The following is a 20629-nucleotide window of genomic DNA, read 5'->3' on the forward strand; positions in this document are numbered from 1 at the left end:
CACCTGGCCACACCGTGCCGTTCACCTGGTGGTCCGGCCCCCCTGCGAACCTTGACCGGCACCAGAATTCGAGAGGACAACCATGCGAGAGATCTTCGAGGCCGAGCTCCAGCAGATCGGCGACGGGCTGGTCGAGATGAGCCGGCTGGTCGAGTCCGCCATCACCCGGGCCGGCACGGCCCTGCTCGACGGCGAGCACCAGCTCGCCCAGGACGTCATCGCCTCCGACCACGAGATCGACCGGCTCGAGAACGAGCTGGACGAGCGCTGCGTCCACGTGCTGGCGCAGCAGGCTCCGGTGGCCACCGACCTGCGGATCGTCATCAGCGCCCTGCGCATCAGCGCCTCGCTGGAGCGGATGGGTGACCTGGCCCGGCACGTGGCCGAGGTCGCCCGGGGCCGCTACCCGTCCCTGGCCGTCCCCGAGCCGGCACGGGAGACGTTCCTGACGATGAACGAGGCCGCGGCCCTGGTGGCCCGCCGGACCACGGAGCTGCTCGCGACCCGTGACGTGGCGCTGGCCGAGGAGATCGAGCAGGGCGACGACGAGCTCGACCACCTGCACCAGGCCACGTTCGCCGCGACGCTGTCGCCCGACTGGCCGGGCACCGCACAGGAGACGGTCGACGTCACCCTGCTCGGGCGGTACTACGAGCGGTTCGGCGACCACGGCGTGGCCGTCGCCCGCCGCATCACGTTCCTCGTGACCGGCGACTTCGCCTCGGACCGCGCTGCCGCCGACGCCTGAGCGACGGCCGGACGCGACGACGGCCCCGCACCCTGAGGGTGCGGGGCCGTCGCGCTGTCCGGCCGGAGCGGCGGGAGCTACTTGCCCTGGTTGGCCACGGCCGCGATGGCGTCCTTCGCGGCCTCCGGGTCGAGGTAGGTGCCGCCCGGGTTGGTGGGCTTCAGCGTCTCCTCGTCCAGCTCGTAGACGAGCGGGATGCCGGTGGGGATGTTGAGCCCGGCGATGGTCTCGTCGTCGACGCCGTCGAGGTGCTTGACGAGCGCGCGCAGGGAGTTGCCGTGCGCGGCCACGAGGACGGTCTTGCCCGCCTTCAGGTCCGGGACGATCTCCGACTCCCAGTACGGCAGCGCCCGGTCGAGCACCTGCTTGAGCGCCTCGGAACGCGGGATCGGCTCGCCGGCGTACCGCGGGTCGGCGTCCTGCGAGTACTCCGAGCCGAGCTCGATCTCCGGCGGCGGCACGTCGTAGGAACGGCGCCAGAGCATGAACTGCTCCTCGCCGTACTGGTCGCGGACCTGCTTCTTGTCCTTGCCCTGCAGGTCGCCGTAGTGACGCTCGTTGAGGCGCCAGCTGCGCTTGACGGGGATCCAGTGCAGGTCGGCCGCGTCGAGGGCGAGGTTCGCCGTCGTGATGGCGCGCCGCAGCAGCGACGTGTGCAGGACGTCGGGCGACACGCCGGCCTCGGTCAGGAGGGCGCCACCGCGCTTGGCCTCCTCGGTGCCCTTCTCGGACAGCGGGACGTCGACCCAGCCGGTGAAGAGGTTCTTCGCGTTCCACTCGCTCTCGCCGTGGCGGAGCAGCACGAGGGTGTAGGTCATGGGTCCATCCTGCCCTGCCGGGACCGCCGGATGCACGAGGGGCCGGATGCCGGACGTGTGACGTTCACGCGGCCCGGCCCCTCGCGTCGTCAGGCGCGCTCGAGGACGAAGACCGGGATCTCCCGGTCCGTCTTCTTCTGGTACTCGGCGTAGTCGGGCCACGCGGCGACGGACCGCTCCCACCAGTCGGCCTTCTCGTCGCCGGTCACCTCGCGCGCGACGTAGTCGTGCTTCTCGGTGCCGTCCTGCAGCTCGACCTGCGGGTGCGCGACGATGTTGTGGTACCAGACGGGATGCGTCGGCGCGCCGCCCATGGAGGCCACGACGGCGTACGCGCCGTCGTGCTCGACCCGCATCAGCGGGATCTTGCGCACCTTGCCGCTCCGGGCGCCCAGGGTCGTGAGGATCACGACGGGCTTGCCGGCCATGGTGGTGCCCTCCGTCCCTCCGGAGGACTCGTACTGCTCCACCTGGTTCGCGGCGCGGTCGGACGGGCTGGGGACGTACTCTCCGGTGATCGGCATGCCCAGGGCAACGTCGGTGCCCGACGGCGGCATTCCCGACGGTGCACCGGAGCCGCCTCGTCACGACCTACGGCGCCGACCGCCGGGACGGGCGCAGCTTCGCCGCGTGGGCGTAGACGTCGAGCATCGCCACCGCGGCCCGGTCCCAGGAGAACCGTTCGCTCGCCCGCCGTGCCCCGGCCGCGAGCCGTGCCCGCCGCTCGTCGTCGCCCAGCAGGGCCCCGAGCTCGGCCGCCCACGTCCACGGGCTGTGGTCGTCCACCAGGACCCCGGAGACGTCGTCGACCACGACGGTGCGCAGCCCGCCCACCGCCGCGGCCACGACGGGCGTGCCGCATGCCTGCGCCTCGGCGGCCACGAGCCCGAAGGACTCGCTGTGCGACGGCACCGCGACGACGTCGGCGGCCCGGAACCAGTCCGCGAGCTCGGACGGCGCCACCGGTGGGCGCACGTCCACGTGGTCGGCCACCCCCACCTGGTGGGCCAGGGCCTCCAGCTCGCGCACCGCCGTCGGCCGCCCGCTCGCGCCCCCGAGCACCACCAGCCGCGGGACCGCCGCGCCGCCGCCGTCGCGCAGCGCGTCCGGGTTCCCGCTCGAGGCGGCGTGGTCCGCCAGCACGCCGAGCGCACGCACCAGCACGTCCGGCCCCTTGAGCAGCTGCACCCGCCCGGCGAACAGCACCACCGGGGTGTCGGCGGGCAGCCCCAGCCGCTCGCGCAGCGCACGACGCGCCGGCGCCGTCGTCCCGGCCGGGGCGTCCGCCAGGGGCGAGAAGACCTCCAGGTCCACGCCGGGCGCGACGACGTGGACGCGGTCGGGGTCGGCCGCGCACCAGCGGACCAGGTCGTCGGCCTCCTCACGGGTGGAGGCGACCAGCGCGTCCGCCTCCGCCACCACCTGCTCCTCGCCGATGACGCGCCCCTGAGGCTCGGGGGTGTCACCCGGCGCGAGGGCGGCGTTCTTGACCCGCGCCATCGTGTGCATCGTGTGGACCAGCGGGACGTCCCAGCGGTCGGCCGCGAGCCAGCCCACCTCGCCGGACAACCAGTAGTGCGAGTGCACGACGTCGTACCACCCGGGAGGGCGGTGGGCCTCGGCCCGCAGCACCCCGGCGGTGAAGGCGCAGAGCTGGCCCGGCAGGTCGTTCTTGTCCAGTCCCTCGAACGGCCCGGCGGGCACGTGCACCACCCGCACGCCCGGCTCGGCGTCCACCACCTTCGGCTGGGCCGAGGACGTCGCCCGCGTGTAGATCTCCACCTCGGCGCCCCGGCGGGCCAGCGCCCGCGAGAGCTCCAGGACGTACACGTTCATCCCGCCGGCGTCACCGGTGCCCGGCTGGTCCAGCGGTGAGGTGTGCACCGACAGCATCGCCACCCGCGGCCCGGGGCGTCCCGTGGTCACCGTGCCACCAGCACGCACGACGGCGGCGTGGCCCAGGACGCGCGGTCCAGGACCTCACCGGTGCCCGACCGTGCGACCCGGACCGTGACGACCTCCTGCGTGCCCTGGAGGGCGACGACGGCGAGCTCCGCGCCGTCGGACGCGGCGACGATCTCGTGGTGGCGCGGCCAGGCGCCCTCGCCGAGCGGGACGTCGGCGAGGTGCTGCAGCCGCGGGGCCTCGCCGTCGGAGACCTCGTGCACCGCGAGGAGGTCGGGACCGCGGACGCCCACGTGCACGCGCCGTCCGTCCGCGCTCAGGGTGACGTGGCCGGGGAAGGCCTCCCCGGGGGCGCACCCGGGGGAGACCGGCACGCTGCCGGCGTGCTCCCACCCGCCGTCCGAGGGGACGAGGACGTGCAGCCGGGCGTCCAGCTCGCCGGCGACGACCAGAGCCCCGCCGGGCAGCACCACGAGGTGCCGCGGTCCCGTGCCGGCCGGCAGCCGCGCGGCCACGTCCCCGCCGTCCGACGGCGCGGGGTCCGCGGGATAGCGGCGCACGGCGTCTGCGCCGAGGTCGGTGACCAGCACCTGGTCGTCGACGACCGTCACCTGGTGCGCGTGCGGGCCCTCCTGCCGGTCGCCGACCGGTCCGGACCCCGACCCGGCGTGCAGGGCGCGGTGCTCCGCCTCCGGTGCGCCGTCGTCGGACAGCGCGACCGCCGCGGCGACACCGTCGCCGTAGTTGGCGACCCAGACGGTGCGTGCGGTCGCCACGACGTGGCAGGGGTCGTCGCCGCCCGAGGCGAGGGACGACGACGGCGCCGGCGACCCGTCGGCGGAGACCGTCAGCGCGGTGAGGCCGCCCGGCGACGTCTCGGTGACGGCGTAGAGCACCGGCGCCGTGGGGTGCGCGGCGAGGAACGACGGCGCAGCGACCTCGGCGGCGAGCACCGGGGCGGACAGCGCTCCGGTGAGCGGGTCGACGTCGACCCGCCAGACGCCCTCCCCGCCGCCCGGCGACGAGCCGGCGGCCGGGTACGTGCCGATCCACAGGGACAGCGAGGTGCGCTCCGAGGTCATGGCTCCAGCGTAGGCGGCCGCGGCGACGGCACCCGGCCGGGGCCGGACAGCACCGCGCCCCGGTCGAGGCTGATCCGACCGGGGCGCAGGCTGATCTGGTGCTCGCTCAGTGCGCGGCCTCGAAGGCCTCCAGCACACGGGTCGGGATGCGGCCGCGGTCGTTGACCTTGTGACCGTTGTCCCGGGCCCACTCCCGGATCTTCTGCAGCTGCTCACGGTCGGTCCGGCCCCGCCGGGCGCCGCTGGTGCGGGCCGGGACCCGCGCCGCCGACTTGCGTCCGTGACCGATCCAGGTGGCGAGGGACTCCCGCAGCTCGGAGGCGTGCGCCGAGGTGAGGTCGATCTCGTAGGAGACGCCGTCCAGCCCGAACGAGACCGTCTCGTCGCCGTCGGAACCGTCGATGTCGTCGATCAGCACTACTTTGGTCTTCTGGACCACGATGCCACCCTTCGCGCGAATCTCTATATCCTGACGCTGGAAGGATGCCCCGTTCGACAAAGAAATGTCAACTCACCATGCCCGGGAGAACATTCTTGCCGGCGTCAATCCGAGGCGCTATTTGCGAGGTCGTCCTGCGCCTCGGCGTCGTGGCGCTCGATGGCGGCCCTCTCGTTGCGGTCCGCGCGGACGATCTTTCGCATCGCCAGCCAGAACAGCAGACCGACGCCGATCGACGGGATCAGACCGGCGATCACGGCCCAGAACGTGCCCATGCTCACACCCCTGCAGAAGACGGCTTGACGAGCGGAAAAAGAATGGTCTCCCGGATTCCGGAGCCGGTGAGCGCCATGAGGAGGCGGTCGATGCCCATCCCCATGCCGCCGGCCGGAGGCATCGCGAACTCCATCGCCGTGAGGAAGTCCTCGTCCAGCGCCATCGCCTCGTCGTCGCCGGCCGCGGCCAGCCGCGCCTGGGCCTCGAACCGCTGCCGCTGGATCACGGGGTCCACCAGCTCGGAGTAGGCCGTCGCGAGCTCGAAGCCGCGCACGTAGAGGTCCCACTTCTCGACCTGCCCCGCCACCGAACGGTGGTCCCGTGTGAGCGGTGAGGTCTCGACAGGGAAGTCACGCACGAAGGTCGGCGCGTACAGGCCGTTCCCCACGTGGTGCTCCCAGAGCTCTTCGACGAGCTTTCCGTGGTTGGCCTTCTTCGGGTCCACGGAGATCTCGGCCTTCTCCGCGAGCGCCAGGAGGTGCTCGACAGAAGTCTGCGGGGTGATCTCCTCACCCAGCGCACCGGAGAGCGAGCCGTACATCGTGATATCAGCCCATTCGCCGCCGAGCTCGTACTCCTCACCGTCGGCAAGCGTCACGGTCGTGGTGCCGAGCACATCCAGGGCTGCGGTCTGCACAAGATTCTTGGTCAGCTCGGCCATCGTGTCGTAGTCGCCATAGGACTCGTACGCCTCGACCATCGCAAACTCCGGGGAGTGCGACGAGTCCGCGCCTTCGTTGCGGAAGTTCCGGTTGATCTCGAAGACGCGTTCCACGCCGCCCACGACGGCCTTCTTGAGGAAGAGCTCCGGCGCGATCCGCAGGAAGAGCTCCAGGTCGTACGCATTCATGTGCGTGGCGAAAGGCCGCGCCGAGGCGCCCGAGGCGACCGTCTGGAGCATCGGCGTCTCGACCTCGAGGTAGTCCCTGCGGTGGAAGTTCTCCCGCAGGGAACGCACGACGCCGGCACGCACCCGGACCATGTCGCGAGCGGCCGGGCGGGCGATGAGGTCGACGTAGCGCTGCCGGACGCGCGCCTCCTCCGAGAGCTCCTTGTGCAGCACCGGCAGGGGACGCAGGGCCTTGGCGGCCATCTGCCACGAGTCGGCGAAGACGCTCAGCTCGCCGCGGCGGGACGCCCCGACCCGCCCGTGCACGAACACGTGGTCACCGAGATCGACGTCACCCTTGAACGCCGTCAGCGACTCCGTGCCGACGGCCTTCTGGCTGAGCATCGCCTGCAACCGGCGGCCCTCGCCGTCCTGCAGCGCGACGAAGCACAGCTTGCCGGTGTTGCGCAGGAACACGACCCGTCCGGCGACACCCACGACGTCGTCGGTCTCCTCGCCCGCCTCCAGGTGCGCGTACCCCTCGCGGACCTGCGCGATCGTGCTGGTGATCGGCAGACCGACGGGGTAGGCCTCACCCCCCTCGGCGATGATGCGGTCACGCTTCTCACGACGGACGCGCAGCTGCTCGGGCAGGTCGTCGGGCACGGCGGAGTCGGTGTTCTCGGGGGAGGTCACCCCTTGATTCTAGAGGCGCCGCGAACCCGGCCACGCTGTGGGTGCACGACGCGCCGCCGGACGAATCCGTCCGGCGGCGCGTCGTGCACCCACAGCGTCCTCAGTGCAGGGCCGGGCGGACGGGTACGGTGACGGGCGTGAGCACGCCCGCGAGCCCCCTCCCCGTCCCCGTCCACGCGTCCCCGTCCGCGGTGCACCCCGGACTCGACGCGGCCTGGATCACTTCCCTCGTGGCGGTCGCCCTCGACGAGGACCTCGGGCCGGCGCCGGGCCGTGACGTCACCACCCAGGCGACGGTGCCGCCGTCGGACGCCCGCAGCGCCGCGCTCGTGGCTCGTGCCGCCGGGACCGTGGCCGGGCTCGTCGTCGTCGAGCCGACCCTGCGGCTCACGGCCGAGCGGCTGGGCCTGCCCGCGCCCGAGGTGATCTTCCACGCCGTCGACGGGGACGCCGTCGTGCCCGGACAGGTGCTGGCGACCCTCACCGGACGCACCCAGGTGCTGCTGGTGGCCGAGCGCACGCTGCTGAACCTCGCCTCGCGTGCCTCCGGCGTCGCGACGGCGGCGGCCGCGTTCACGCGTGAGCTCGACGGCACGGGGGCGCAGGTCCTGGACACCCGCAAGACCACGCCGGGGCTCCGGGCGCTCGAGAAGTACGCGGTCCGCGCCGGCGGCGGGACCAACAAGCGGATGGGCCTGTACGACGTCGCCATGGTCAAGGACAACCACGTGGTCGCGGCCGGGTCGGTCCGCGGGGCGATCGAGGCCGTCCGCACAGCGTTCCCCGACGTCCTCGTCCAGGTCGAGGCGGACACCACCGACCAGGCGATGGAGGCGCTCGACGCCGGGGCCGACTTCCTGCTCCTGGACAACATGGCCACGCCGGTGCTCGCCGTCACGGTGCGGGCCGTGCGGGACCGCGAGGGCCACGACGGCGTGCCGGAGCACGTCGAGCTCGAGGCGACCGGCACGCTCACCCTGGCGCGGGCCCGCGAGGTGGCGCTCACCGGGGTGGACTTCCTCTCGGTCGGTGCACTCACGCACTCCGCACCGATCCTCGACCTGGCGCTCGACCTGCGCTGACCTCCCGCCGGACGGTCGCCTACTTGGCGGGGAGAATGCCTACCTCGCCAGCAGGGTCCCGTCGTCGTCCACCGACACGGTGACGCGTCGTTCCCACGCCGGGTCCCGCTCGGGGAAGTCCACCCGGAAGTGCCCGCCGCGGCTCTCCGTCCGCACGGCCGCCGCACGGACCAGGGCGCGCGCGACCTGGTGCACGTTGGTGGTCTCCCACTCGGCGACCTGAGGGTCCGCGACGACGGCCCCGGCGCGGTGCGCCTCGGTCCTCACCCGCTCCAGCGCGGCGTCGGCACGGGCCAAGGACTCCGCCGAGCGCAGCGGGCCCGCGCCGTCCGAGGTGACCCGCTGCACGCGCGACCGCGCGGCCGCCGCTACCAGCCCCGCACCACCGGGCCGCTCCACCGGCTCCGGGCCGGACCGCAACGACCCGGAACCGTGGCGGGCGGCGACGTCGTGCGCCGTCCGGTGGGCGAACACGAGTCCCTCGAGCAGCGAGTTGGAGGCCAGCCGGTTCGCGCCGTGCACACCGGTGCAGGCGACCTCGCCGACGGCGTAGAGGCCCGGCACGGACGTGCGTCCCTGCAGATCGGTGACGACGCCGCCCGAGTGGTAGTGCTGGGCCGGGGCGACGGGGACCGGCTCCTCGGTCCAGTCGATGCCCTGCTCCCGCAGCCGGGCCGTGATCCCGGGGAACCGGCGGCGCAGGAAGTCCGCTCCGAGGGCGCGGGCGTCCAGCAGCACGTGGTCGGCGGACGTGGCCTCCATCTGCCGCACGATCGCGTGCGCCACGACGTCACGCGGGGCGAGCTCGGCCAGCTCGTGGACGTCGGGCATGAACCGGTAGCCGTCGACGTCGAGCAGCAGCGCACCCTCGCCACGCACGGCCTCGCTGATCAGGGGCAGCTGGCCCCGGGCGCCCGCACCGAGCCACAGCACCGTGGGGTGGAACTGCACGAACTCGAGGTCACCGAGCACCGCGCCGGCGCGCAGCGCCGCCGCGATGCCGTCCGCCGTCGCCCCGGGCGGGTTCGTCGAGGACCGGAACACCTGCCCCACTCCCCCGGTGGCCAGCACCACCGCGGGCGCGAGCACCGCCCCGACGCCGTCGCGCGAACCCTCGCCGCGCACGTGCAGGGTCACCCCGGCCACGGGCCGTGCCCCGTCCGACGACGGCGCCCCGGTCAGGACGTCGAGGACCAGCGCGTTCTCGATCACCTCGATGCCCGGGTCGTCCTGGACCGCCTCGATCTGCGCCACGAGCGCGCGGGAGATCTCGGCTCCCGTCGCGTCGCCACCGGCGTGCGCGATGCGGTCCGCCCGGTGCCCGCCCTCCCGGGTCAGCGCCATGCCGCCGTCCGCGCCGACGTCGAACGTGGCACCCCGCCCGACGAGCTCACGGACCCGGTCCGGACCCTCGGTGACCAGCACGTCGACGGCGGCCGGGTCGCTGAGCCCGCCGCCGGCGACGAGCGTGTCGTGCAGGTGAGCGGCCGGGGTGTCGTCCGGGTGCAGCGCCGCGGCGATCCCGCCCTGGGCCCACACCGTCGAGCCGGAGGACAGCGCGGCCTTGGTCACCAGCAGCACGTGCGGCACGCGGGTGCGCAGCTCCAGCGCGGCGGTGAGCCCGGCGATCCCGGAACCGACGACGACGGCGTCGGCGCGCGTCGTCCAGCCCGGTGCGGGCGCGACGAGGGAACGTGCCAGCCGGGCCGGCGTCACCGGGCCGTGGTCTCGGCAGGTTCCGGGACGCGCAGCGCATCGCCGACCTGCGCCGCGAGCCCGTCCCCGGACGCGGCGGCCCGGCCGGCCGCGGTGCGCACCAGCCCGGCCGACTGGAACGGCTCGATCGGCACGCCCGAGTCGTACAGCCCGTAGCCGTCGGGGGCGTGGCCGGGGTCGTCGTCCAGCTCCACGATGCGGTTGTCGGGGTCGACGAAGACGACGTTCGGCAGGAACGTGCGCGCGTCACGGTCGGACATCATCCCGTAGGCGATGATGATGACGACGTCGCCCGGGCTGACCAGGTGGGCCGCGGCCCCGTTGATGCTGATCTCCCCGGCACCCGGTTCGCCCGGGATCACGTACGTGGTCAGCCGCGCCCCGTTGGTGACGTCCACGACGTCGACCTGCTGCCCCGGCACCAGGTCGGCGGCGTCGAGCAGGTCGGTGTCGACCGTGATGGATCCCACATAGTGCAGGTCGGCCTGGGTGACGGTCGCGCGATGGATCTTGCCGATCATCATCGGGCGCTGCAGCGACGCCGGGCGCCCCGCGGGAGCGGTGCCGGCCGGGCGGGGAGCGGCGGCCGACGATGCGGTCTGGTCAGTCACGAGATGCCTCCTGGCCTGCGGTTCCGCCCTCGGTGGAGGGCGCGGCGACGTCCACGGCCTGGTTGTCGATCAGTCGGGTGGTCCCCACGCGTGCCGCGACGAGCAGCAGGGCGGGGCCGGTGTGCCCGGTGGGCACCTCCTCCACGGTATCCGGGTCGACGAGCGCCAGGTAGTCACGGTCAACGCCCGGAGCCCCGTCCAGGATTCCCGACGCCGCCGCCAGGACGGCCGATACGCCGTCTCCCGCTGCCGCCGCGGCGTCACCGGCCCGCAGCGCGGACGACAGCGCCAGGGCGGAGGCACGGTCCGCCGCCGACAGGTAGGCGTTGCGCGAGGACAGCGCCAGGCCGTCGGCGTCCCGCTCGGTCGGCACCCCGAGGACCTCCACCTCCAGGTCGAGGTCGCGCACCATCCGTCGCACGGCCAGGAGCTGCTGGGCGTCCTTCGCGCCGAACAGCGCGACGTCGGGTCGGGTCAGGTGCATCAGCTTGAGCACCACGGTCAGCACCCCGTCCAGGTGGCCGGGGCGGGAGGCGCCCTCGAGCACCTCGCCGATGCGACCCGCGGAGACGCGCACCACCGGGTCACCGTCCGGGTAGACCACGTCCGGCTCCGGGGCGAAGACGACGTCCGCGCCGACGTCCGCGAGCCGGGCCAGGTCCCCCTCCAGGTCGCGCGGATAGGCGTCGAGGTCCTCTCCCTGCCCGAACTGCAGCGGGTTGACGAAGATCGTCACCAGGACCTGCCCGCCGGGACCCGCCTCGGCGCGCGCCCGGCGCACCAGCGCCAGGTGGCCGGCGTGCAGCGCGCCCATGGTCATGACCACGGCACGGCGGTCGGTCGGCGCGGGGCCCCCGAGCGTCCAGTCGGTCATCGCGTCGCGCAGCTCGGCGCGGGTGCGGACGACGACGGGCGGCCGCGTCGACGTGGGTGCGGTCGGGTCGTGCTCGGTCACGGGTGCTCCTGTGCGGTGTCGTCCAGGACGTCGAGGAGCGCGCGGGCCGCGACGTCGTCGATCCGGTGGCTCGCCAGCGCACGCCGCGTCGCCCCGCGCGCCAGCTCGGTGTACGTGGCCGGGACGTCGGTCGCCCCGGTGCGGGCGGCCAGGTCGCCGAGCGCCGCCAGGTGGGTGCTCACGGTGCCGGTGTCCCCGCGCGAGACCGGTCCGGTCAGGGCCGCGATCGCCCCCGGTCCGACGCCCTCCCGGGCGTCCGCGGACCGGGTGGCGCCGTCGAGGGCCGCGCCCAGCAACGGGGCGAGCACCCGTCCGGGCCGGTCGACGCCTGCCGCCTCCAGCGCCTGCGCCGCCTGCGCCACCAGCACCACCAGATGGTTCGAGCCGTGGGCGAGGGCCGCGTGGTAGAGCCCGCGGGCCGCCTCGTCCACGACGACGGGCTCGGCGCCCACCTCCACCACGAGCGCCTGGCCGATGGGCAGCACGGCGGCCGGGGCCGTCACCGCGAAGGTGCAGCCCTCCAGGCGGGACAGGTCCAGGGACGTGCCGGTGAACGTCATCGCGGGGTGCACGGCGAGCGGGATGGCCCCGGCACGCTGCGCCGGGGCCAGGACGTCCGCGCCGTAGCGGCCCGAGGTGTGCACCACGAGCTGCCCGGGCTGCCAGGCCCCGACCTCGGCCAGGCCGGCGACCAGCTCCGCCAGGGAGTCGTCGGGCACCGCCAGCAGCACGAGCTCGGCGCGCTCCACGACCTCGTCGATCGTCAGGTTCGGTACCCCCGGCAGCAGCGTGGCGATCCGTTCGCGCGAGTCCTCCGAGACGCCGCTGGCTCCCACGACGGCGTGCCCGGCGGCCCGCAGGGCGCTGCCCAGCACGGCCCCGACGCGGCCCGCGCCGACCACCCCCACGCCCAGCCGGCCGGGACGGGTGGACGGGTCGCCGGGCACCGCGGCGCCCGACGACGGCACGGCGGTCATGCGTCCTGCTCCGGCCGGTCCTGGACCGGCGGGGCCGTCGGCGGCACGGGAGCCGGCCCGGTGAACGGCACCGCGTCAGCCACGGCCGGGAGCGAGGCGACCTGCTCCATCCAACGCTCGGGCGGCTGGTGGGAGCGCGCGGCCCGGGCCCGCACCGACTGCTCGGCGAGCAGGCGCGCCGCGTCGTCGGCATCCAGGTGCTGCACGCTCGGGGAGACCGGGCCGGGGGTGCTGTGCACGGCGAACGAGGCCAGGCCGCGGCGTCGCTGCCAGGGCCCCTGCTCCAGGCCGAGCGACTGCGTGCGCTCGTGCGGCACCACGACCAGCCGGCGGACCAGCCGTCCCCCGCGCAGCAGCAGCACCCGGTCGGCCACGCAGAAACCGTTGCGCCGCCACCCGATCGGGTCGAACAGCCGGGCCCGGCGCGGGCTGGCGACGTAGGCGCGGTCGGATCGCGCGTCCCCCGTCAGCCCCTCGTCCAGCAGGGGACCCACCTGTGCGGCGTCGAGGTCCGGCAGCACGAGCCACAGGGCCGTCAGGGCCTCGTCGCGCGGACCCACCGGGAGCAGCACGTGCTGCGTCTCGTTCTGCCCCTGGGTGCCGTACCCGGCGACGTTGACCTTGACCCGCCACCAGCCCCGGCGGCGCCACCACCAGCCCTGGGTGAGCTCCAGGGCCTGCACGCGCCCCGGCGGGATGGTCTGCGCCCGGGTCTCGAGGAGGCCGTGACGCAGGCGGATCCCGTCCGGTGAGATGGCGGCGCGGAACCCGAACTCCCCCGCGAACCGGCCGAACAGGTACGCGCCCACGCCGAACAGGCCCGGCAGGACGGAGGCCAGGAGGCCGAAGCTGCGCGTCGTGGCCACCACGACGCCGAGCGCGACGACCGCGAGCACCACGACCCACAGTCCCGGCAGGAGCAGCAGGGAGACCACCAGGCGACCGGGCGGGACGTCGTAGACCGCGTTCTCCGGCGCCTCGACGGCGGGAGCCACCGTCCCGCCGTCGGGGCCGGCGCCCGGCCCCGACGTCGGTCGGGCACGCTCGGCCACGTCGGGCGCCGCGGGGACGTCGGGCGCCGCGGCACCGGCCACCCCACCGGGGCCGGCAGCCGCGGGAACGTCGGCACGGGCGACGTCGGCCGCGCTCCCGGCGCCGGCACCCGTCGCCGGCCCGTCGACCTCCCGGGCGCGGCGAGCCTTGACCCCCGCGGCCCGCGCGAGGATCTCCGCGCGCAGCTGCTCGGCGTCCGACAGACGCAGGAAGCCGATCTTGACGGCCGAGTCCGCGCCGCCGGCGACCTCGAGGGTCAGCTCGGCCAGCCCGAAGAGCCGTGCCACGAGCGGCTGGCGCACGTCCACCGCCTGCAGCCGGTCGAGCCGGGCGTGACGCTGCTGGCGGAAGAGGATGCCCTTGCGCAGGTGCGCCGCGGAGTCGTCCACCGCGTACGTCGTCATGCGCCAGGCCAGCCAGGCGAACCCGACGACCGCGGCGAGGAACAGCAGCAGCCCGAGCGCCGCGACCCACCAGAGACGCACCACCTGACCGGCCACCTCGTCGATCGAGTCGAGGGCGTCCAGGGCCTGGTTGCCGAGGATGAACAGCAGGGCGACCAGTGCCGCCCAGGCGCGCACGAGCGGCGTGACGGGATGGACCCGCCGCCACTGCGGCTCCGGACCGGGAGAGGGCGCGACCGACGCGTCCGGCACCGGTCCGCCCGACGTCGGGGTCCCCGGGGAGGAGTGCTCGCTCACAGACCCGCCAACCTCGCCTCGCCTCGCGCGGTGAGACGGTCACGCAGCCGCTCCGCCTCCTGCGGTGGCAGCCCCGGGATGGTCGCGTCGGTGCCGGCCGACGCCGTGTGGAGCTGGACCTTGGCGATGTCGAGACGCCGGTCCAGCGGACCGGCGGTGACGTCCACGAACTGCATGCGGCCGTACGGCACGACGACGAGCTCACGGAACAGGATGCCGCGGCGCACGAGCAGGTCGTCGTCGCGCTCGGCGTAACCCATGGCACGCACCTGGCGCGGCACGAGCAGCAGCGCCCACGCCAGCGCCGCGGCGAGCACGCCCGCACCGATCCAGACCCACGGCGTGAGCAGCACGGCCAGCAGGGCGCACACCACGAGGGGCACACCCAGCCAGCAGCACAGGACGACGACCCGCGCCGTCGTCAGCCGGGTCGATACCGGCGACCAGACGACCCCGCTCGGGTCGAACGGGCCACCGGGGGCGGGGGCGGGCTGATCTGCGGTCATGGGCCCATCCTTCCACCAATACCGGGGCGCGGGCCCACCGGGCCGGACCCGTCAGGGGGCGACGGCCTCGGTCGAGTCCGGCTCGTCCTCGGGCGGCGGGATCTCGCAGAACTTCTCGACCACGAGGCCCACGACGGTCAGCCCGATCGCGGCCAGCGCCGCCACTCCCGAGGTGATCGCCTGGTCCCGTCGCGCCTCGACGTCGAGCTGCGGCAGCACGACCAGCACGTGCGCGACGTACCGCCCGGTCAGCAGCGCACCGGTGTAGGCCGCGGCCTTGGCCATCGCGAACGTGCGGGCGGCACGCAACGGGTCCAGGCCCGGCTTGTCACCGCGCAGATAGCTCCGCACCCCCCAGCCGGCCCGGAGGACGAGCGCGGCGAGCAGGGCGAGCGCCACGACCTCGACCCAGGCGCCGCCGGGGACGAACACGCCCCGGCTCTCGAGCAGGCGCAGGAGCACGAACCCGAGGGCGGCGACGGCCACCGCCAGGACCGCCAGGGTACGGACCCGGGTCCGTCGCACGTCAGGGGCGGCCCGGCGGCTCGGCGTCCGGCGCGGGCGGGATCGGCGGGTGCGGGTGCGGCGCGGGCACGGTCGCGTGCTCGGCGGAGGACGGTGGCGCGGCGTAGGCCGAGGGGATCATCGGCTCGGCCCACGCCGGCGGCTCGGGTGCGACCGACGGGCGCTGCGCGAGCGGCGGTGTCGCGGCGGTGGCGGGTTGCCGTGCCTCCGGGACGTAGGGCGGCGGCTCCTGGCGTTCCTGGGCGGACGCCGGGACGGCCCCCGAGGCCGGTGCCTCGGGCTCGGGGAACGCCGTCTGCTCCGGCTGATACGCGCCCGCCTCCGGCGGCGACGAGTACGCCGTCTGCTCCGGACGGTAAGCAGGCGCCTCGGGCTCGGCGAACGCCGTCTGCTCCGGCTGGTACGCACTCGCCTCCGGCGGCGACGAGTATGCCGTCTGCTCCGGACGGTAGGCCGGTACCTCGGGCTCGGCGAACGCCGTCTGCTCCGGCTGGTACGTCGGCGCAGCCTGAGGAACGTGCCCGGCCGTGCCCTCGGGGCGGGCCGGATCCTGCTGCGGAACCGGGATCGAGGGCGGCGCGGCGGGGGCGGGGGGCTCGCCGCCCGTCGGCGGGACCGACGGCGGCGCCGGTGCCGCGGCGTCGGGCGCGGACGGTACCTGCTGCGGCGCGAGTGGCTGCTGCGGCGCGGGCGGCTGCTGGGGCGCCGCCGGGGCCTCGGGCACGGGCGCCGACGGCGGTGCCTCCGCCTGGGCCGGCACGGCACCCGTCGTGGCGGGCTCGGTCAGCCAGTCCAGCGCGAGCCAGCGGATGCCCGAGCGGTCCGGGGCCGTCGCCGCGAGCTGCCCGACCGGACCGCCGCCGAGACCGACGAGCACGGCACCCGGGTCGACCTCGGCCCACGGCACCAGCACGAACGCGCGCTCCCCCGCCCGGGGGTGGGGCAGGTCGAGATCGTCGGAGGAGGCGACCAGGTCGCCGTACTGGACGAGGTCGACGTCCAGCGTGCGGGGTCCCCACCGCTCCTCCCGGACACGCCCGTGCAGCAGCTCGACCTCCTGGCAGGCTCCGAGCAGGTCTCGGGGCGGCAGCGTGGTGCGCACCAGCAGCACGGCGTTGAGGTAGTCCGGCTGGTCGGGCCCCACCGCGGCGGTCCGCGCGAGCGGCGAGACCTCCATGACCTGCAGGCCGGGGATCCGGTCGATGTCGGTGACCGCGGCGCGCAACGTGCCCTGCGGGTCGCCGATGTTGGCACCCAGCGCCAGGACGGCGTCCACGGGGTGCTGCGGCGACACGTCCAGCGGGTCGGCCGCAGCCTCGGGCGCCCCGGGCGCGTCATCGTCCGCGGCACCCGCGTACGCCTCGGCGACCTGCGCCGTCGGGTCGCTCGGTGCCGACGGGGTGGGCTCGACGGCCGCGGCCGACGGCGTCGCGGGGGCGGCGGCGGCCTCGTCCGGCGCCGGGGGCGGCGGCACGGCGGCCGCGACGGGTCCGGTCGCCGCGGGGACGGCGGGCACGACCGGCATCCGCTCGCGGTCGCGGCGCACGACGACCTCGACGTCGTCGAACGGGACCCCGATCGGCGCCTGCGGCTTGTGCACCCGCACGTCGACGGCCTGCACCGCCGGGCGCTCCAGCACCACGGCGGCGATACGTTCGGCGACCCTCTCCACGAGGTCGGCGGGAGGACCCGCGAGCACCGCGTGCACGTCGTCGGCGATCTCGGCGTAGCTCACCGTCGCCGTGAGGTCGTCGGAGGCGGCGGCTGCCTGCGTGTCCAGGTGCAGCACGACGTCCGCGCGGAAGGTCTGCCCCTCGGCGCGCTCCTGCGGGAGCACCCCGTGAAAGCCCGTGGCGGTCACCCCCGACAGGCGGATCTGGTCGAGCGCACGCCCGTCCGGGCCGGGTACGGCATCGGCATACGTCACGGGGTGGCCTCCGTCTCGGTGTCCGGCGGCACGACGGCGTCGCGCCCCGGTTCTCTCGGGTCCTGCGGGGTGCGGGCGGCGTCCCAGGCGGATGCCACGCGCACGGCGTCAACGCTCGCACGCGCGGCGTGCACGCGCACGCACCACGCACCGGCGTGTGCGGCCAGGGCGGAGACCGCGGCGGTGGCGTCGTCCCGCGCGAGCGGAGGTGCTGGCTCCCGCACGTCCGGTCCTCGGGTCGCGCCGGTGCCGGCGAGGAGGTGACCGAGGAAGCGTTTGCGGGAGGCGCCGACGAGCAGCGGGCGGCCGAGGGCGTGCAGGGCGTCCAGGTGGGCCAGCAGGGGCCAGTTCAGCGACCCCGCCTTGGCGAACCCCAGCCCCGGGTCGAGGACGACCTGCTCGGGGGCGACCCCGGCGTCGGCCAGGGCGGCGAGCCGCCCGGCGAGCTCGTCGCGCACGTCCGCCACGACGTCGTCGTAGCGCTCGAGGTCGTCCATGACGTCCGCGTGGCCGCGCCAGTGCATCGCGACGTACGCGACGCCGGTCCGCGCGACGACGCCGGCCATGTCCGGGTCGGCCAGGCCCCCGGAGACGTCGTTGACGATCCGCGCCCCGGCGGCCACGGCCTGGTCGGCGACGGCCGCCCGGGTGGTGTCGACCGAGACCACGGCGCCCGCGGCAGCGAGCCGGCCGACGACGGGGACCACGCGACGCAGCTCCTCGGCCTCGTCCACGCGGGCCGACCCCGGCCGGGTCGACTCGCCGCCCACGTCCAGGATGTCCGCACCCTCGGCCAGGAGGTCGAGCCCGTGCTGCACCCCGGCGTCGGGGGCGAACCACTCGCCCCCGTCGGAGAACGAGTCCGGCGTGACGTTCACCACGCCCATGACCAGGCAGCGGCCGACGGCGGTGAGCTCCGGGAGACCGGCGACGGCGGCGTCGCGAGCAGACATCGGCTACCGCCCCAGGATCAGGCTCATCGCCTCGGCCCGGGTGGCGACGTGCTGCATGCCGCCCCGCACCGCGGAGGTGACGGTGCGCGCGCCCGGCTTGCGCACCCCGCGCATCGACATGCACAGGTGCTCGCACTCGACGACGACGATGACGCCGCGGGGGTCGAGGAGCTGCACCAGGGCGTCGGCGACCTGCGTGGTCAACCGCTCCTGGACCTGCGGGCGCTTGGCGAAGACGTCGACCAGCCGGGCCAGCTTGGACAGCCCCGTGATCCTGCCGTCGGTGCTGGGGATGTACCCGATGTGCGCGACGCCGTGGAACGGCACCAGGTGGTGCTCGCAGGTCGAGTACACCTCGATGTCCTTGACCAGCACCATCTCCTCGTGGCCGATGTCGAAGGTGGTGGTCAGCACCTCGGCCGGCTCCTGGCGCAGGCCGGCGAACATCTCGCGGTAGGCGCGCGCGACGCGGGCCGGCGTGTCCCGCAGCCCGTCGCGGTCCGGGTCCTCACCGACGGCCAGCAGCAGCTCGCGCACCGCCGCCTCGGCCCGCTCGGCGTCGTAGGGCGGCACCTCGGCCGCCGGCCGGACGCCGATCGAGACGGGGGTCAGCGGCAGGGAGCGCTCGGACACTCAGGCCCCCTCGCCGTCCGCCGTGGTCCCGTTCTCCTCCTCGCCGCCCGCGCGGGCGATGCGCGTCGACACGTCGTGCGAGGCGGCCTCCTCGGCCTCGACGTTGCCGACGACGGCGGCCTCGTCCTGCGGCAGCCCGCCGCGCTCGCCGTTGGTCGAGTAGGCGGCCTTCTCCCCGGCGGTCATCACCGGGCCACGGGTGTGCACGGTGCGCTCCTCGCTGGAGAGCCAGACGTCGCGCGCGGGGCGCTTGGTCACCGGCGCGAAGATCTCGGCCAGCTCCGCCTGGTTGAGCGTCTCCGCCTCGAGCAGGCGCAGCACCAGGTGGTCCAGGACGTCCCGGTGCTCGGTGAGCACCTCCCACGCCTCGTCGTGCGCGGCCTCGACGAGCTGGCGGACCTCGTGGTCCACGGTGCCGGCGACGGCCTCGGAGTAGTCGCGCTGGTGGCCCATGTCCTTGCCGAGGAACGGCTCGGAGGACGCGGAGCCGAGCTTGATCGCGCCGACGCGCTCGCTCATGCCGTACTCCATGACCATCTTGCGGGCGATGGAGCTGGCCTTCTCGATGTCGTTGCTGGCGCCGGTGGTGGGGTCGTGGAACACGATCTCCTCGGCGACGCGGCCCCCCATCGCGTAGGCGAGCTGGTCCAGGAGCTCGTTGCGCGTCGTGGAGTACTTGTCCTCGGTGGGCATGACCATCGTGTAGCCGAGCGCCCGCCCACGGGGCAGGATCGTCACCTTGGTGACCGGGTCGGTGTAGCGCATCGCCGCCGCCACCAGGGCGTGGCCGCCCTCGTGGTACGCGGTGATCTTCTGCTCCTTGATCTTCATCACGCGGGTGCGCTTCTGCGGACCGGCGATCACGCGGTCGATCGCCTCGTCCAGGGCGCGGTCGTCGATGAGCTGCGCACCGGAGCGCGCGGTCAGCAGCGCCGCCTCGTTGAGCACGTTGGCCAGGTCGGCACCCGTGAACCCCGGGGTACGGCGTGCGACGCCGACCAGGTCGACCTCCTCGACCATCGGCTTGCCCTGGGCGTGCACCTTGAGGATGTGCTCGCGACCCTTGAGATCGGGCGCCTCGACGGCCACCTGGCGGTCGAACCGGCCCGGGCGCAGCAGCGCCGGGTCGAGGATGTCGGGGCGGTTCGTCGCGGCGATGAGGATGACGTTCGTCTTGACGTCGAACCCGTCCATCTCGACGAGCATCTGGTTGAGCGTCTGCTCGCGCTCGTCGTGACCGCCGCCCATGCCGGCGCCGCGGTGGCGTCCGACGGCGTCGATCTCGTCGACGAAGATGATCGCCGGGGCGTTGTTCTTGGCCTGCTCGAACAGGTCCCGCACGCGCGAGGCGCCGACGCCGACGAACATCTCCACGAAGTCCGAGCCGGAGATCGTGTAGAACGGCACGCCGGCCTCACCCGCGACGGCGCGGGCCAGCAGGGTCTTGCCGGTGCCGGGCGGGCCGTACAGCAGCACGCCCTTGGGGATCTTCGCGCCGACGGCCTGGAACTTCTCCGGCTCGGCGAGGAACTCCTTGATCTCGTGCAGCTCCTCGACCGCCTCGTCCACGCCCGCCACGTCGGCGAACGTGACCTGCGGCATGTCCTTGCTGAGCAGCTTGGCCTTGGACTTGCCGAAGCCCATCACCCGGCTGTTGCCGCCCTGCATCCGGGACATCACGAACCAGAAGATGACCAGGATGATGAGGAACGGCACGAGGAAGGACAGCATCGAGCCCAGGAACGACGGCTGGGGCACGTCGGTGTCGTAGCCGTCGGGCAGGTCGGCGGACTCGACCGCGGCGACGACGTCCTCACCCTGGGGCGCGACCCAGAAGAAGTCGACCTTCTCGCCGTAGTCCCGCTCGTCGTCGGTGTCCGGGTCCGTGACGTAGGGCTCGCTGAGCTCGAGCTCCACCCGCTGGTCGCCGTCGACGATGAGCGCGTGGTCGACCGTGTCACCGTCCAGGAGCTCCAGCCCCTGCGAGGTCTCGACCCGCTCGATGCGCTCACCGGAGAACGCCGAGAAGGCGAGCGCGACGAGCACGAGGCCGATCGCGATCCAGACGAGCGGTCCGCTGAAGATCTTCTTGAGGTTCATCCGTGACGGGGCGGTGCCCCGCTTCCCTTCGGTCGGGCGATGGTTCGACACACGAAACTACACCGTGCCGCGGGAAGTTCCCTCGGTGCTGACGGAT

Annotated in this window: 20 protein-coding genes; 2 read left to right on the forward strand and 18 right to left on the reverse strand. The window is 74.4% G+C overall.

Going from position 1 to position 20629, the window contains the following annotated elements; genetic code table 11:
- The first annotated feature begins 82 nt into the window (after positions 1–82).
- Positions 83–748, forward strand: a complete 666-nt coding sequence (gene phoU, locus ACIQLL_RS13900) for a phosphate signaling complex protein PhoU (protein WP_402468232.1) — start codon at positions 83–85, stop codon at positions 746–748.
- A gap of 77 nt (positions 749–825) precedes the next feature.
- Here the strand turns inward: phoU and ACIQLL_RS13905 are convergent, their stop codons facing one another.
- From ACIQLL_RS13905 to lysS, 7 genes are all read right to left on the reverse strand, one after another.
- The gene (locus ACIQLL_RS13905) at positions 826–1566 is read right to left on the reverse strand and encodes a phosphoglyceromutase (protein WP_402468234.1); all 741 of its coding nucleotides are present in this window, start codon (positions 1564–1566) and stop codon (positions 826–828) included.
- 89 nt (positions 1567–1655) lie between these two features.
- On the reverse strand, positions 1656–2090 hold the full coding sequence (locus ACIQLL_RS13910) for a nitroreductase family deazaflavin-dependent oxidoreductase (RefSeq protein WP_402468237.1): 435 nt from the start codon (positions 2088–2090) through the stop codon (positions 1656–1658).
- Between the two features lie 67 nt (positions 2091–2157).
- On the reverse strand, positions 2158–3459 hold the full coding sequence (mshA, locus tag ACIQLL_RS13915) for a D-inositol-3-phosphate glycosyltransferase (RefSeq protein ID WP_402468807.1): 1302 nt from the start codon (positions 3457–3459) through the stop codon (positions 2158–2160).
- Positions 3460–3488: 29 nt separating this feature from the next.
- Complete coding sequence (locus tag ACIQLL_RS13920; RefSeq protein ID WP_402468238.1) at positions 3489–4553, reverse strand: lactonase family protein; 1065 nt, start codon at positions 4551–4553, stop codon at positions 3489–3491.
- A 106-nt stretch (positions 4554–4659) separates the two neighbouring features.
- On the reverse strand, positions 4660–4992 hold the full coding sequence (locus ACIQLL_RS13925; RefSeq protein WP_402468241.1) for a histone-like nucleoid-structuring protein Lsr2: 333 nt from the start codon (positions 4990–4992) through the stop codon (positions 4660–4662).
- Between the two features lie 104 nt (positions 4993–5096).
- Positions 5097–5267, reverse strand: coding sequence for a hypothetical protein (locus ACIQLL_RS13930; RefSeq protein WP_402468244.1), 171 nt, complete (start codon positions 5265–5267; stop codon positions 5097–5099).
- A gap of 2 nt (positions 5268–5269) precedes the next feature.
- Positions 5270–6793, reverse strand: a complete 1524-nt coding sequence (gene lysS / locus ACIQLL_RS13935) for a lysine--tRNA ligase (RefSeq protein WP_402468247.1) — start codon at positions 6791–6793, stop codon at positions 5270–5272.
- Positions 6794–6930: 137 nt separating this feature from the next.
- Between lysS and nadC the strand changes: the two genes are divergently transcribed.
- Positions 6931–7875, forward strand: coding sequence for a carboxylating nicotinate-nucleotide diphosphorylase (nadC, locus tag ACIQLL_RS13940; protein ID WP_402468249.1), 945 nt, complete (start codon positions 6931–6933; stop codon positions 7873–7875).
- Between the two features lie 39 nt (positions 7876–7914).
- Here the strand turns inward: nadC and ACIQLL_RS13945 are convergent, their stop codons facing one another.
- The 11 genes from ACIQLL_RS13945 to ftsH all read right to left on the reverse strand — a co-directional run bounded on the left by ACIQLL_RS13945 (position 7915) and on the right by ftsH (position 20532).
- Entirely contained in the window at positions 7915–9591 is a 1677-nt protein-coding gene (locus ACIQLL_RS13945; RefSeq protein ID WP_402468252.1) for an L-aspartate oxidase, read from the reverse strand.
- A complete protein-coding gene (gene panD, locus ACIQLL_RS13950; protein WP_402468810.1) occupies positions 9588–10115 on the reverse strand; it encodes an aspartate 1-decarboxylase in 528 nt (175 codons plus the stop codon). The genes ACIQLL_RS13945 and panD overlap by 4 nt, the downstream gene beginning before the upstream one ends.
- A 79-nt stretch (positions 10116–10194) precedes the next feature.
- Positions 10195–11076, reverse strand: coding sequence for a pantoate--beta-alanine ligase (panC, locus tag ACIQLL_RS13955; protein ID WP_402468813.1), 882 nt, complete (start codon positions 11074–11076; stop codon positions 10195–10197).
- Positions 11077–11153: 77 nt separating this feature from the next.
- Complete coding sequence (locus tag ACIQLL_RS13960; protein WP_402468255.1) at positions 11154–12134, reverse strand: Rossmann-like and DUF2520 domain-containing protein; 981 nt, start codon at positions 12132–12134, stop codon at positions 11154–11156.
- On the reverse strand, positions 12131–13888 hold the full coding sequence (locus ACIQLL_RS13965; RefSeq protein ID WP_402468258.1) for a PH domain-containing protein: 1758 nt from the start codon (positions 13886–13888) through the stop codon (positions 12131–12133). Before ACIQLL_RS13965 ends, ACIQLL_RS13960 begins: the two co-directional genes overlap by 4 nt.
- Positions 13885–14394, reverse strand: a complete 510-nt coding sequence (locus ACIQLL_RS13970; protein WP_402468260.1) for a PH domain-containing protein — start codon at positions 14392–14394, stop codon at positions 13885–13887. The genes ACIQLL_RS13965 and ACIQLL_RS13970 overlap by 4 nt, the downstream gene beginning before the upstream one ends.
- A 51-nt stretch (positions 14395–14445) precedes the next feature.
- Positions 14446–14919: a DUF3180 domain-containing protein gene (locus ACIQLL_RS13975; protein ID WP_402468263.1), complete on the reverse strand. Its 474-nt coding sequence runs from the start codon at positions 14917–14919 to the stop codon at positions 14446–14448.
- Between the two features lies 1 nt (position 14920).
- Positions 14921–16846: a 2-amino-4-hydroxy-6-hydroxymethyldihydropteridine diphosphokinase gene (gene folK / locus ACIQLL_RS13980; RefSeq protein WP_402468265.1), complete on the reverse strand. Its 1926-nt coding sequence runs from the start codon at positions 16844–16846 to the stop codon at positions 14921–14923.
- Positions 16843–17799 (reverse strand): dihydropteroate synthase, encoded by a 957-nt coding sequence (gene folP, locus ACIQLL_RS13985; protein WP_402468268.1) that lies wholly within the window; start codon positions 17797–17799, stop codon positions 16843–16845. The genes folK and folP overlap by 4 nt, the downstream gene beginning before the upstream one ends.
- Before the next feature lie 3 nt (positions 17800–17802).
- Positions 17803–18432 (reverse strand): GTP cyclohydrolase I FolE, encoded by a 630-nt coding sequence (gene folE, locus ACIQLL_RS13990; RefSeq protein ID WP_449768909.1) that lies wholly within the window; start codon positions 18430–18432, stop codon positions 17803–17805.
- Positions 18433–20532: an ATP-dependent zinc metalloprotease FtsH gene (ftsH, locus tag ACIQLL_RS13995; RefSeq protein WP_402468270.1), complete on the reverse strand. Its 2100-nt coding sequence runs from the start codon at positions 20530–20532 to the stop codon at positions 18433–18435.
- Positions 20533–20629 lie beyond the last annotated feature (97 nt).

It is taken from the genome of Isoptericola aurantiacus (assembly GCF_044769875.1).
GTDB lineage: Bacteria > Actinomycetota > Actinomycetes > Actinomycetales > Cellulomonadaceae > Isoptericola > Isoptericola aurantiacus.